General features: G+C 57.4%; 13 protein-coding genes. 1 reads left to right on the top strand and 12 read right to left on the bottom strand.

Annotation, left to right across the window (positions count from 1 at the left end):
- Positions 1–153: 153 nt before the first annotated feature.
- From HY298_11930 to HY298_11875, 12 genes are all read right to left on the bottom strand, one after another.
- Positions 154–2292 (bottom strand): xanthine dehydrogenase family protein molybdopterin-binding subunit, encoded by a 2139-nt coding sequence (locus tag HY298_11930; protein ID MBI3850968.1) that lies wholly within the window; start codon positions 2290–2292, stop codon positions 154–156.
- A complete protein-coding gene (locus HY298_11925) occupies positions 2289–2765 on the bottom strand; it encodes a (2Fe-2S)-binding protein (protein ID MBI3850967.1) in 477 nt (158 codons plus the stop codon). The genes HY298_11930 and HY298_11925 overlap by 4 nt, the downstream gene beginning before the upstream one ends.
- A 98-nt stretch (positions 2766–2863) precedes the next feature.
- The gene (locus tag HY298_11920; GenBank protein MBI3850966.1) at positions 2864–3667 is read right to left on the bottom strand and encodes a dienelactone hydrolase family protein; all 804 of its coding nucleotides are present in this window, start codon (positions 3665–3667) and stop codon (positions 2864–2866) included.
- A 15-nt stretch (positions 3668–3682) separates the two neighbouring features.
- Positions 3683–4066, bottom strand: a complete 384-nt coding sequence (locus HY298_11915) for a hypothetical protein (protein ID MBI3850965.1) — start codon at positions 4064–4066, stop codon at positions 3683–3685.
- Positions 4067–4082: 16 nt separating this feature from the next.
- Positions 4083–4745, bottom strand: a complete 663-nt coding sequence (locus HY298_11910; protein MBI3850964.1) for an intradiol ring-cleavage dioxygenase — start codon at positions 4743–4745, stop codon at positions 4083–4085.
- A gap of 110 nt (positions 4746–4855) precedes the next feature.
- Positions 4856–5992 carry a DGQHR domain-containing protein gene (locus tag HY298_11905; GenBank protein MBI3850963.1) on the bottom strand — a complete coding sequence of 379 codons (1137 nt, stop codon included), beginning with the start codon at positions 5990–5992 and terminating at the stop codon, positions 4856–4858.
- A 288-nt stretch (positions 5993–6280) separates the two neighbouring features.
- A complete protein-coding gene (locus HY298_11900; protein ID MBI3850962.1) occupies positions 6281–7135 on the bottom strand; it encodes an amidohydrolase family protein in 855 nt (284 codons plus the stop codon).
- A 13-nt stretch (positions 7136–7148) separates the two neighbouring features.
- Positions 7149–8177: a zinc-binding alcohol dehydrogenase family protein gene (locus tag HY298_11895; protein ID MBI3850961.1), complete on the bottom strand. Its 1029-nt coding sequence runs from the start codon at positions 8175–8177 to the stop codon at positions 7149–7151.
- Between the two features lie 20 nt (positions 8178–8197).
- Positions 8198–8896, bottom strand: a complete 699-nt coding sequence (locus tag HY298_11890) for a phytanoyl-CoA dioxygenase family protein (GenBank protein MBI3850960.1) — start codon at positions 8894–8896, stop codon at positions 8198–8200.
- Positions 8897–8927: 31 nt separating this feature from the next.
- Positions 8928–9860, bottom strand: coding sequence for an aldo/keto reductase (locus HY298_11885; GenBank protein ID MBI3850959.1), 933 nt, complete (start codon positions 9858–9860; stop codon positions 8928–8930).
- A gap of 6 nt (positions 9861–9866) precedes the next feature.
- Positions 9867–10316, bottom strand: a complete 450-nt coding sequence (locus tag HY298_11880; protein MBI3850958.1) for a transporter — start codon at positions 10314–10316, stop codon at positions 9867–9869.
- Position 10317: 1 nt separating this feature from the next.
- A complete protein-coding gene (locus HY298_11875; GenBank protein MBI3850957.1) occupies positions 10318–11136 on the bottom strand; it encodes a sugar phosphate isomerase/epimerase in 819 nt (272 codons plus the stop codon).
- Positions 11137–11268: 132 nt separating this feature from the next.
- Here HY298_11875 and HY298_11870 point away from each other — a divergent pair, with 132 nt between their 5' ends.
- Positions 11269–12525 carry a hypothetical protein gene (locus HY298_11870; protein ID MBI3850956.1) on the top strand — a complete coding sequence of 419 codons (1257 nt, stop codon included), beginning with the start codon at positions 11269–11271 and terminating at the stop codon, positions 12523–12525.
- The last annotated feature ends 259 nt before the right edge of the window (positions 12526–12784 follow it).

The following is a 12784-nucleotide window of genomic DNA, read 5'->3' as shown; positions in this document are numbered from 1 at the left end:
GGTAGCGCGACCCTTGTTCTATACTGTCTGCCAGTATTAGTTTCCGAATTGCCCCTCACCCCATCCCTCTCCCCATCCGATCGGGAGAGGGTGGTCGAAGACCGGGTGAGGGGTCTGTGTGTTTCTATCCGAAAGTTTATTGTGGTAACCGCTCTAAACTTTCAATCCATCCGGCACCATCGGCAGTGAACGCAGCCGAACACCCGTGGCAGCAAAGATGGCGTTGCCGATGGCCGGCGCAATTCCAACGATCGGCGTTTCGCCAGCGCCGGTGGATGGCAAATCCTTGCGGTTCACGAGCACGATTTCGATTTTCGGTGCGTCGCTGAAACGCGGCAACCGGTATTCCGAGAAATGTGCATTGAGGATTTTGCCCTTCTCAAAGTGAATGGCTTCGAACAACGCTCCGCCGATGCCCATCACAATCGCGCCTTCGTTCTGGTTCTTGAGATGATCGGGATTCACCACGGCGCCGCACTCGAAAGCCTGCGCGACCCGCACAACGGAAATCCTGCCGCTCTTGCCGTCCACCGCCACTTCGGCGCACGTCGCCACGTAGCTGCCTTTGTCGTTTCCGGCGGCGACGCCGAAGCCGCGATTTGCCGACGGCTTCGCCTTTCCCCAGCCGAATTGTTCTGCTGCCGTTCGCAACACCGCGCGCAGCCGTTCGTCCTTGAGGTTCTTGAGCCGAAATTCCAGCGGATCGATTTTGACGGCATGGGCCAATTCGTCCATGTGTGATTCGCGGGCAAAATGGTTCGCTGCCGCCGCCAGCGAGCGATAGGAGCCTTGGCGCAATGGAGATTGGGCGCCGTGGAACTCACTCTTCTGATTCGGAACATCGTAAAGCGCTCGGATCGCCGAGCCGCCGGAGTTGTAATTGTGAAATTCCCACGCGGTGAGTTTACCGTCGTTCGTTACGGCGCTGGAAACGTCGATCACACCGGCGGGGCGAAAGTAAGCCCACGTAAATTCTTCCTCGCGCGTCCAGACCATCTTCACGGGTTTGCCGGCAGCCTTGGCCAGCCGCGCCGCTTCGACCGCTGCCTCGCCGGTGTGTTTGCCGCCGTAGCCGGCGCCGGTGTCAGGCACGATGACGCGAACCTGTTCTTCGGGAATGCGAAACGCTTGCGCAAGTTCGCCGCGAACACCGAACGGACGCTGCGTGCCCGTCCATACCGTCAGCTTGTCGTCTTTCCATTCGGCCACGGCTGCGCGCGGTTCAAGCGGCGTGTGGGCGATGTAAGCGATGGTATAGGTTTGCTTGAGTCTGTGTTCGCCATCCTTCGTTTCTTCAGGTCGGGCGGTAGAATCCGTCGCGGGCGCGTTCCGCGCGGTTTTTTTCAAGTGATCGAACAGTTCCGCGTTGGAAATTTGCGGCTCCGCCTTCCACTCCGCACGGATTTTCCGCAATGCGCGGTCGGCGGTCAACGTGTCCGGCGCAACGACGCCAACGAAATCACCGTCGTGGACCACCGTGACGCCGGAAATGGTTTCGGCTTCTTTGGAATCAATCGAAGCCAGCTTGGCGCCAAAAGCTGCCGGGCGCAGCACGCGGCCGTGGAGCAGGCCGGGCAATGTCACGTCGGAACTATATCTGTGTTTTCCGGTGACGAAGTCTGCGCCGTCAACTTTTTGAACGGACGTTCCGGCGATTTTCCACTGGTTGGCAGGAGTGGTCGCCGGGTTGTCGCCCACAGTCTTCATCAGCTTCTTGCCTTTGGTAAGCTGACCAAAGCTGAACGCCGCGCCGGTCTTTGGCTCCGTAATCTTTCCGTCCGCCACCACCAGCGCGGTGCGATCAACTTTCTGTTGTTCCGCCGCGAGATCGAGAAGCAATTCCCGCGCGGCCGCCGCGACGCGATGAAGTTGCGACGCCATGTCCGGAGTTGTGCGGCTGCCGGCGGTGCCGGAGTCGAACGGCGTCAATTGCGTATCGGCCATCACCAGCCGGATGGAGGAGACTGGTGCTTGTAATTCCTCGGCGACGGCTTGCGTGAGTGAGGTGCGGATGTTTTGTCCGACTTCGGCCTTGCCGGTGAACACCGTGATCATGCCGTCCTCGGCAATGTGCAGCCAGGCGCCGATGTCCTGCGGACGCTGCCCGCCACCGCGCCGCCGTCCACTGCGGCCGGATTCCTGCGCGATGGCTTCCTTGACGAGGCAAACGACCAGCACGCCGCCGCCGAGCAATTGGAAAAAGTTCCGTCGCGCCAGTTTAAACCGGTACATCGGCGCTTCATGAAATTCGTAGCGCTCGGGTTCGGTAAAGATGTCGTCGAAGCGGCTCATTTGGCCTCCCGCATTTGTTTCGCCGCTTGGCTGATGGCGGCGACAATCCGGCCACACGTCCCGCAGCGGCAGATGTTGCCGTCCATCGCGCGAACGATGTCCGCTTCGCCGGGATTTCGATTCTTGTTCAGCAAGGCGAGCGCGGACATGATCATGCCCGGGGTGCAATAACCACACTGCAACGCACCGACTTCCAAGAAACTTTGCTGCAACGGGTGGAGCTTGCCGTTCTGCTCCAGACTTTCGATCGTGACGATTTTTTTTGCGCCGACGCTGCCAACTTTCTTCTGGCAGGAACGCGTGGGCGCGCCGTCAACCAACACCGTGCAGGCGCCGCACTCACCTTCGCCGCAGCCGTACTTGGCACCGGTGAGATCGAGGTCGTCGCGTAACACGCTGAGCAGCGTGCGGTCGGGATCGACATTGATCTGCCGCTTCGTTCCGTTGACGTACAGTTCCGTGACGTTTGGCATTTTCCACCCCGAAATGTAGCAGCCGACGTTAGGAGGCTCAATCTGAGAAATTCGAACTCGATCAGAGCCTCGTTACTTCGGCTGCTACAATGTTCATGTCAGATCTTCTTCAAAAGTTCCTTCCAGCGTTTCCATGCCTCGTCGCGCGCTTTCTTGTTCGCCTCGTTGGCATCGGGAGCTTCGCCGGCGCGCATGAAGCCGTGCCCGGCGCCGTCGTAGGTCACCGGTTCATAGGTCTTGCCGGCTTTCTTCATCAGCTCGGTGGATGTCGGAATGGTCGCGTTCACACGCGCATCGTTCCCGGCGTAAAAGCCATAGACTGGCGCTTTGATGCGCGCGATATCTTCCTCCTTGTCCGGGCCGGTGCCATAAAATGGAAAAGCCGCCTTGACGTCTTTGTTATTCGTGGCGAACCGGAACGTCTGACCACCGCCCCAGCAAAAACCGGCGACCGCCACCTTGCCATTGCACGCGGGCAGTTTGGAAACGTATTCAACAACGGCGTTCAGGTCGGCGGTGATTTGATCCGGCGGAAGTTTGCGGATCGCCTGGCCGACTTCCGCGCCGCTCTTGATCAATTCCGCCGTGCCACCGCCACCCGACGCGCTGCCCGAAAGCAGGTCGGGCGCGATGGCGATATATCCCGCCTCCGCCAATTCGTCCGTCACGCATCGCGCCCAGTCACTCAGGCCAAAGATTTCGTGGATGACAACCACGGCCGTGGCCTTGTCCTTCACTTCGGGATAGACGATGAAGGAATTCACTTCCCGGCTGCCGTGTTTGACATTGACCCATTCCTGATGGCGTGAGGATTTGGCGAGTTTTGCCTTGGCCCAATCTTGGGCTTGAACCGTTACCGCCGCCAGCATGGCAGCGACGAAGAGTGTAAGCGATCGTTTCATGTCGTTTCCTTTCGTTCATTGTTCGCAGAGATAATAATCCTGTAATCGGCCTTCCGCATCGAAAAACAACCAGGTCATGGTCAACGCTGTCGTGTGGAATAGCACTCCGGGATAATGGTCTGCACCCTGACGCACTCGCTCATCCGAAAATGCCCGCTCCAACCACTGGCGGTTCGTACTGCCGACAGAATAATCGACAAACTCCAAACCAAGCGCCTGAATAACCTGCTCGCGTGTCGCGTGCGACTGAAGCAACGGCTGAACTGTGATGTCTCGTGCTTGACGCTCCTGCGCTGGTGGTCCGCTGCGGTGATAACGATCCACACTAAAAACAAGCGTACCGACAGCGACTACGACCAGCGCTACTCCGGCAAACAACCATTTCCACAGCAAACTCATACGCCTAATATTAAACTTACGCTTCCGGCGTCAAACCCATCACGATGTCAAACTTCGCAGCCAGTTCGCCGACGCGTGAATTCTTGATAGGAGCGAAATCGATCGTCACTGCATCGCGGGCTTTCGGATCTTTGATGTCGCGATAGATTCCGTCGCGCTCATTTTTCGGCTCGCCTTTGACGTAGCACTGCGTCGTCCACTTTGCCATGCCCTTCCGATTAAGGGCAAAGTGAATGTGCGGCGTGCGGCCGGGATATTTCACCGGTTTGATCGTGCGAAAATAATATTCGCCGCTCGATCCGGTGAGGAAGCGGCCAAACCCCTGAAAGTTTTGGTCGCGATTGCCGTGGCTGGCGCTGCCGCTGTGCAGATAAACTCCGTGGCCATCGACCTGCCAGATCTCGACGAGCATGTTGCGGATCGGTTCGACGCGCGCGTCGAGAATGCGCCCGCTGAGGTGCGTGATTTCGCCGACGGCCGGAGAGGTTCCGTCGTTCACGATTATGAGATCGTTGTCGGTGTCCAGCGGCAAATGATCCGGATAAAACGGGCCTTCCGTCTGACGCGGCGTGCGCACGAGTTCCTCGGCGAAAAGCCCGGGGACAGTGAACAGCGCAGCCCCGAAACTCAGGCTGTGGAGGAATCGGCGACGGTTTTGAAACAGAACTTGGTTATTCATAATTTGATGGCGATAACGGTACTCCTGACCCTGTGGAGACGAAAGTGCAAGCTCGAAATTGAATTGCGGCGGCAAATCTCACGCACACTGAGCACGGCGTCCCTCCTGTTTCACGCGGCTTGCCGCTTCTCACTCGCCCGCGCCTGAATCCCGGCCACGCGTCCCAACTCTCGATGCACCTTCGCCACGCGCTCGATCTGTCCCTTGGCCGGAAAGCGCTCGTAGAAACCCTCGTTCCGGAAATCCCGCGCACGCTCGCTCCAAGGCGACAGTTGATTCCGCCAACGCTCGATTCTTCCGTCCGCCGGCTCGGCGTCTTGTGACGCCAGGTCCGCGCACACGCGAAGCATCGCTTTGAGCGTGACCGGCTTCGTGACCATGTAATTGTCGTTGCCCCAGGCGTCGCTCCAGACTTGGGAGGCGGCTTTCAGGAAATCCCGGACCATGGCGTAGTACCGTTCGGCGCCGCGTTTGTCCGCGCCTTCGCGTTCAATTTTTGCCCACCGTTGCTTCACCCAACGGTGAATCTCATTGAACAACTCCGCCTGCAAAATCCATTTCTCCTGCTTGCTGCGTCCGCCGAGGCGGTTGATCCGGTAACGCAACGGGCTGTCTCCTTCGCTGTAGAGCATCTCCGCGATCCGCGCTGCGAATCGCAGGTCGGGCGCCGCCCATGACACGCGTTCATACAAATCCACCAGATGACTCTTATTGATGCGCGTCGGCGTTGAGTTGATGATCACGAACATCTCGGTGGCGAAATCCTCGCTGCGCCCGTCGAAAATCACGCACGGCACGCTGATGTTTCGGGCGTCGTCCGGATGCGTGCGCTCGTAGAATTGCAGCGCCGCCAGCCGATGTTGCCCGTCGATGATCAAAAACTTCTCCTCCGGCTCCTGCAAATGGCCGATGCCGTCTGCGTCGCCAAGCGTTTGAAAGCGCAGCTTCTGCGGCGTGAACAACAACACGGTGCCCGGAATGGGCGGTTGCGTGACGGCGGTCTCGTAGAAATTGCGAATGGCTTTGATTTTCGGTTTGCCGAGCGCGCGTTGAAACGCCTTGTCACTCCGCTCGATGCGGGCAATGAACTGGCCAACATCATCCTCCGCCTCGACCTCATCGGGTTTGATCGATTCACCCTCGTCGTAAAAGCGGCTGATGAACCGCACCTTCTTCAGCAGGTCTTCCGACGGATACGAAACAAAATAAAAGACCGCGTCCTTCTGTCGTATTTGTGTGGCAATCATATTTTCCCCTTCCGTTGATTCGACCTATCTGACGCCGAACCGTTCAGAAGTTAATCAATATTGACGAGAGCGCAACATCCCGCGAGGCGCATCCGGGCAGTGCCGCCGTAGCGCCGACTTCCAAGTCGGCTGTGTCGCGGATTTCCAAATCCGCAGATCTTGAAAGGCTCAAGGGGCGCCAAAGTTTCAGTGCGTTGCCGATTGGGAAATCGGCGACACAGCATCCGCTCTTTCACGTGGGAAAAAGTTTAGACAACCAACGTGGAAATTCTGCTGGCCGGCCCGCGATCAGGACAAGGCAGCGTTGCTCCCAGCGTCCTGGATTCGATAAAAGCTCACCGCGTTCCCGCCAAAAAACTTGTTGCGTGCCGCGGCGGTCAACTGTCGCGTGTAATCCGCCACAAGATCGAACACCCGCTCGTAACTGCCCGACAGCAGACAGACCGGCCAGTCTGAACCGAACATCAACCGATCTTCGCCGAACACCGAAAACACCACGTCGAGATAGGGTTTGAAATCGTCCAGCCGCCACTTCCCATGGTCCGCTTCGGTGACCATGCCGGAAACTTTGCACATCACGTTCGGGGCTTTCGCCAGTTCACGAATCTGCTCCTGCCAAGGCGACAGCGTGCCGGTTTTGATGAGCGGCTTGGCAATGTGATCGAGCACGAACGGCTGTTCGGGGAAGCGCTTCACCAGTTCAATCGCGGCGGGAAGTTGGCTGGGAAAGATGAGGATGTCGTAGCTGAGGTTGAACGCTTTGAGCTTGGCGATGCCCAGGAGGAAATTCGGACGCAACATGAAATCCGCGTCCGGCTCGTCCTGTACGACGTGGCGCACGCCCACGAACCTGGGGTTTCGGCAAAGTTCCGCGAGTTCCCGCTCAACGGTATCGGATTGCAAATCGACCCAGCCGACGACGCCTTTGATGATGGGCGATCTGTCGGCAAGAGTGAGCAGCCAGCGAGATTCCTCGATCCTCTGCCGCGCCTGCACGGCGATGCAACCATCGAGGCCGGCCTTCGCCAGCAATGGCGCGAGGTCATCGGGTAGCCAGTCGTGATGAAGCGGTGACCTTTTTGGAATCCAAGGATATTGTTGTGCGTCGTAGTGCCAGAAATGTTGGTGTGCATCGATCTTCATTTTCTGGACAGTTTCAGTCCACGGCGACCATCGCCTTGATCACACCCGTCTCCGGCTTCAGCCAGTTCGGGAATTCATCAATCATGCGGTCGAAAGCGGCGCGGTGTGTAATCCATGGACGCGTGTCGATTCGCCCATCCTCGATCAGCTTGATGATGCGCGTGAAATCGGGCGCAAGGGCGTTGCGGCTGGCAAGTAACGTCAGCTCGCGACGATGCATCACCGGCGCGTGAGGAAACGTAACTTCCAGTTGCGTGATGCCCACATAGACCAGCCGTCCTCCAAACGCGCAGTAATTCAAAGCGTGTCCCATTGACGTGTGGCTGCCGGTCGCATCGACCACCACGTCGGCAAGCTGGCTGTTGGTCAGGTCGCCAAGCTGTTTCAACTCGTCACCGTCACCCTTGGTGAGAACGGTGTCGGGCACGCCCATGCGTTCGCGGACAAAGGCGAGGCGCCGATCATTCATGTCCATGACGATGGTTTTCGCGCCACTGAGCTTGGCGAACTCGATTACTGAAAGGCCGATTGGTCCGGCGCCAATGACGAGAATATTATCGCCCGCTTGCGGATTTGCCCTATTGACAGCGTGGCAGCCAATGGCAAGCGTTTCAACCAGTGCGCACTGTTCGGAAGTGAGTTTGTTCGCCGGATGCAATTTGCGCGCCGGGAGAACCATGCGCTCGGTCATGCCCCCATCCATCATCACACCAAGGACTTTGAGGTTTTCGCAGCAGTTGCCATGACCTTGCCGACAGGAATAACACTGCTGGCAGTTCATGTACGGTTCCACCGAGCAACGGTCGCCCACCTTCACATTCGTCACACCCGCGCCAAGGTCGAGCACCTCGACGCCGAGTTCGTGACCGGGAATGCGCGGGTAGGAAAAGAACGGCATCTTGCCGAGGTAACCACCGTAATCCGTGCCGCAGATTCCGATGCGATGGACACGCGCCAGTGCTTCGCCCGCGCCGGGCGCAGACGGCTCAGCAATATTGATCCGGCGAAACAATTGAGGCTGCTCAAGCTGGATGGCTTTCATGTTGAAGCAGGATTGTGAGATCAGGAGGCAAAAGTTAGTTGGGTGCTTTGCACGTGCCAACGAAGTCCTTCCGTTAATGCTTCGCAAGCATATTCAATGTGTATCACTCGGCGATGTGAGGGCGATCGAGCGAGAGATGATGCATGCAGCAGCAGCGGCCGCATTAAGAGAACGCCGCCAGAATTCACGTGGCAACCAACTTCAGCCACCATCTGCTTCCAGCGCTCGATTTCGTCCGACTCCAGTTTGCCATGACGATGCGAGCCGGGGAGGACCCGCAACGGGCCACTGTCGGGGTCGCAGTCGTCAATCTGAACTCTGAGTGCGACCATCCGCTCTAGAATTCGCGCTGGCGGATGCACATGATGGACGCCGTCCTTGATTGACCAACCGGAGAAACCGGGTGTCTCGATGCGTTCGGCAACCGCGATGGTCGTGTCTTGGTGCCAGGGAACTCTCCAGTTTGAGTCTGGCGTCTTGTCGAAGAACAAACCGCGCACAGGAAATGCGGCTGAGCCTAGCGCAGAGTCAGCAAGCGCCTTGATTGATCCAGTTACTACCAACTCTGCCACGACAGGCGATTCGCTCAGGAGGTTTCTCGCGCCGCCGCGATATCGCTGGGGCAGTCTGGCCATCGCGTCCCGCAATGATTCGAGTTGCACAGACGTGAGAACGTTCTCCACAATTTCAAAGCCATCGTTTGAAAGCGAGTAATTCATCTTGTCAAGCGGTCAGCCTTCCAGTGCACGCTCAGTTGTTCTTCTCCAAACCTTCCTTGTGCCCAAGGTTTCTTAAGGGTTTGAAAATTTCAACCACTTCGGCGAGCAATTGTTGATCAATCGGCTCTTCAATCCACTTTGCCCATTTCTTGATGTTCTCTGGGTTCGCGCTGCCGGCAATCGTCGTCGTAATGTCGGGGTTGGCAATCGAGAATTGGAGTGCGAGTTTGGCGATATCGACTCCCTTCTTCGCGCAATGTTCGGCGGCCTTGCGGGCGGCGGCTTTCACGTTTTCAGGTTCTTTCAACCAGAATGGCAGCGGCGCATTGGTCAGGAGTCGCGCGCTGAACGGGCCGGCGTTCAGGGTGCCGATGTCTTTGGCCTTGAGATAGGGAATCGTCTCGTCGGCGAAGCGTGTGTTTTGAAGCGTGTATTGATTGTAACTCAGCACGCAATCCACGTTCGTCTGGTCGCAAATGCAGCGGAAAATCTTTTGCGGATAACCGCTGAAGCCGACGAAACGCACCTTACCCTGTTGCTGCGCCTTGCGCAGCGCAGGAATCGTCTCATCAACAATCTGCTGCATTTCCACAAACTCAATGTCATGACAGAGCACAATGTCGAGATGATCGGTGCCAAGGCGGTGCAGGGACACATCCACGCTTTCGGCGACGCGCCTGGCTGAAAAGTCAAAGTGCGTAAGATCGTAACGCCCCAGCTTGGTGCAGAGTGTGTAGCGGTCCCGCGGAACGCCGCGCAGCGCGATGCCCAGCAGCACTTCACTCATTCCCCGGCCATAGAACGGTGAGGTATCAATGAAGTTGAGTCCGCAATCGAGCGCGACACGAACACTGCGGAGCGCATCATCAAGATCAACCCTGCGAAACTCCTGACCAATCGAACTCGCGCCAAAGCCGAGGATCGGAAGCGGGAGACCAGTCTTGCCAAATAAGCGCGTTCGCATCCGATGTCACTCCGTTCGACAACCGATCGTTAACAGCACATTCGCCCACAGAGCTTCGTCTCCTGTTTGAATCGTCAGCGCATGATCGGGCGACTCGACCGCCGCGTAGAAATCCCATTTCGGAATCGGCTGGAGAACGTCTAACTTCATCCCATATTGGATAAGAATGGTTCGAAACTCAGTCCATACTGGCGGCTCGCCCTTCTTTGCGTACGGATCATCGGGCGGAATGCCCATCGTGTTGACGTGGTCCACGGGAATCGCACTCAACACGGCCCGCAAAACCTGAGCCACCGTTACGGTGCCGGGCGAGAGGTTCAGGCAAACCAATTCTGCTTTCGGCCCGCGTTTGGTGGATGCGGGATAGTTGCCGTCGGCAATCAGAATTTTCGAGTGATGGCCGGCGCGACCCAGCACTTCGTTTATTTTTGGGTGGATGAGTTGATGTTTTAGCATATCAGGATTTAGGAAACCATTTTTGAAAGCTGGCGATTGTCTGTCTCGCTGCGGTGTCGCTGTCCGGCAGTGGCAGAATTTCCGCCGAGAGGTAGCCTGTGTACTGGATGTCATGCAAAGCCTGAGCCACCGCTGCAACGTCGGTGTGACCGAAGCCAACCGCGTGGCGGTTGCTGTCGGCGAAATGGACGTGGCCGAGTCGCGGCCCTGCACGCCTGAGCGCGTCGGCGACGTTGGCTTCTTCAATGTTCATGTGGAACAAGTCGCAGAGCAGCATGACGTTTTGCGTGCGGAGTTTTTCCAGAAACTCCAGCGAATCTTCGACCTTGTTGAGCACATTGGTTTCGTAACGGTTGAGCGGTTCAAACAGCAATGGCACGCCATGACGTTGAGCTTGGGGCGCAAGTTCTTCAAGCGCTTCGGCTAACCAGCCAAGGGCCTGGTCGCGCGAAACGTTCCCTTCCCAGCAGCCTTGCATCGATCCCACGATGGCAGGCGACCCAAAGCTGCCGGCCAGATCAATGATGGTGCCGATGAATTCCCGAGCGCGTTGCCGTGTCGCTGCGTCGGGATCGGTAAGGCGCAACTTCTGGACCAGCCAGCCGGCACCCGTGCCCATGGCGGCAAGTTTGAGGTCATGCTGCCCGAGCAAATGCTTCAGTTGCAGGACATCCAGTTCTGAAGCCGAACGTGGAAAGATTTCCACCGCGTCAAATCCGAGCGACGCAGCCTTTGCGCACGCGGCGGACAGGTCATCCGAGAAAGCGAACGGCCCGCCGCGAGCTTCCGGGACGAGCGAGATCGTGATGGCCGAGTGCATTCGTTCAACATGCTTACCAGCCGGAGAGCATTTCGGTCAAATGAAGACAAACCACAAATGCCCTAAAAGTTCTGGTCACACATTCGGACCGTTCTTATTGTCAACGCAACACAGACAATTTGGACAACTACAATGCTCACCCTGGGAAAATACTCACTAGGCGTCGGCGACCGATTCGCGCATCAGGCCAAGGCACAATTGCGCGCGTGCCTCGGAATAGCGGATCACGGCGTCGACGTCATTCCAGTCTGGAACAAGTCGAACCGCGAGCACCTGATCGTCGGTTCAGAACCGTCAAGTGTACGTGTGGCGGCGGACGCCGCGGTGCGCGAACTAAACTGGAACAAGTCTTATCACGTGGACGCCGACCACATTCGACTCGAAACGGTGGATCGGTTCATCCCGCACTCGGACTTTTTCACGATTGACGTGGCCGACTACATTGGCCGTCCGGTTGAAGCGTCCGCGCTGAAGTTATTTGTCAGTCGCCATGTCGATCTGGTCGGGCAAATTGCTATCCCGAACCTCAGCGAACCGATGGAGATTTCGCGCGCCGACATCGAACGCATCGCCGGCAAATACCTCTTCGCCGTTCAAGAGGCGGGTCGTATCTACCGCCACATCGAAAAAGCCAAAGGGCCGAATTTCATCGCGGAAGTGTCCATGGATGAGACCGACAGTCCGCAGACGCCGCCGGAGTTATTGGGAATTCTCGCCGCCATTGCTGACGAGCGGATTGCCATCCAGACCATCGCGCCGAAATTCACCGGGCGATTCAACAAGGGTGTGGATTATGTCGGCGACCTGGCGCAGTTCGAAAAGGAATTCAACGCCGACCTGGCCGTCATTGCATTCGCCGTTGAGAATTACCGATTGCCAGTCAACCTTAAGTTGAGCGTCCATTCGGGCAGTGATAAATTTTCGATTTACGCACCGATTCGGAAAGCGTTGGCTCGTTTCGACGTGGGTTTGCACCTCAAGACCGCCGGCACGACTTGGTTGGAAGAAGTGATCGGTCTGGCCGAAGCCGGCGGTGATGGTCTGGCGCAGGCGAAGGAGATTTACGCCGAAGCCCTTGCTCACGTGGAGGAACTCTGTGCCCCGTATGCGGCTGTGATTGAAATCGATCTAACGAAACTGCCATCTAAGGAAACTGTGCGGGATTGGAACTCGGAACAATTTGCCAACGCACTGCGCCACGATCCGAAATCTCCGTCATTCAATCCGCATCTCCGTCAATTGCTGCACGTGGGCTACAAGATCGCGGCGAAAATGGGCGACCATTACTTGAAGCTGTTGAAGGAATGCGAGCCGACCATCGCCCGAAACGTGACCGAGAACCTTTACGAACGTCACCTTAGGCCGTTGTTTGTCGGCTGCGGACGTTAGCAACACGCGCTCTCGAAACCCTCACTGAGCGCCGCTGGAAGGCTGAGATTGACTCGGAACCAATCGCATCAAAGGTCGCGGCTCCTTTTGAAAGACTAAAAGGTGAAAAGGAAAAGGTGTCAGTCCCGAATGGCCCTTAGTTAAGCCCTCGATCATTGCGCGGGCGTCCCTTCCAGTAACGGCTGCGGTGGGAGATTTCCACGAACCGCCGTCGGGGTTGGTTGAGCAACGGGTAGGGTTTGGGCCGCCGTTTGACGGC

The organism is Verrucomicrobiota bacterium, from assembly GCA_016200005.1.
GTDB lineage: Bacteria > Verrucomicrobiota > Verrucomicrobiia > Limisphaerales > PALSA-1396 > PALSA-1396.
Note: the sequence above shows the minus strand (reverse complement) of the source record. Positions and strands in the feature narration are given on the sequence as shown.

Coding starts and splice junctions, on each gene's coding strand:
- HY298_11875 (MBI3850957.1), bottom strand. CDS start 11,136: ATGCACTCGGCCATCACGATCTCGCTCGTCCCGGAAGCTCGCGGCGGG.
- HY298_11925 (MBI3850967.1), bottom strand. CDS start 2,765: ATGCCAAACGTCACGGAACTGTACGTCAACGGAACGAAGCGGCAGATC.
- HY298_11920 (MBI3850966.1), bottom strand. CDS start 3,667: ATGAAACGATCGCTTACACTCTTCGTCGCTGCCATGCTGGCGGCGGTA.
- HY298_11905 (MBI3850963.1), bottom strand. CDS start 5,992: ATGATTGCCACACAAATACGACAGAAGGACGCGGTCTTTTATTTTGTT.
- HY298_11870 (MBI3850956.1), top strand. CDS start 11,269: ATGCTCACCCTGGGAAAATACTCACTAGGCGTCGGCGACCGATTCGCG.
- HY298_11890 (MBI3850960.1), bottom strand. CDS start 8,896: ATGAATTACTCGCTTTCAAACGATGGCTTTGAAATTGTGGAGAACGTT.
- HY298_11880 (MBI3850958.1), bottom strand. CDS start 10,316: ATGCTAAAACATCAACTCATCCACCCAAAAATAAACGAAGTGCTGGGT.
- HY298_11895 (MBI3850961.1), bottom strand. CDS start 8,177: ATGAAAGCCATCCAGCTTGAGCAGCCTCAATTGTTTCGCCGGATCAAT.
- HY298_11910 (MBI3850964.1), bottom strand. CDS start 4,745: ATGAATAACCAAGTTCTGTTTCAAAACCGTCGCCGATTCCTCCACAGC.
- HY298_11930 (MBI3850968.1), bottom strand. CDS start 2,292: ATGAGCCGCTTCGACGACATCTTTACCGAACCCGAGCGCTACGAATTT.
- HY298_11915 (MBI3850965.1), bottom strand. CDS start 4,066: ATGAGTTTGCTGTGGAAATGGTTGTTTGCCGGAGTAGCGCTGGTCGTA.
- HY298_11885 (MBI3850959.1), bottom strand. CDS start 9,860: ATGCGAACGCGCTTATTTGGCAAGACTGGTCTCCCGCTTCCGATCCTC.
- HY298_11900 (MBI3850962.1), bottom strand. CDS start 7,135: ATGAAGATCGATGCACACCAACATTTCTGGCACTACGACGCACAACAA.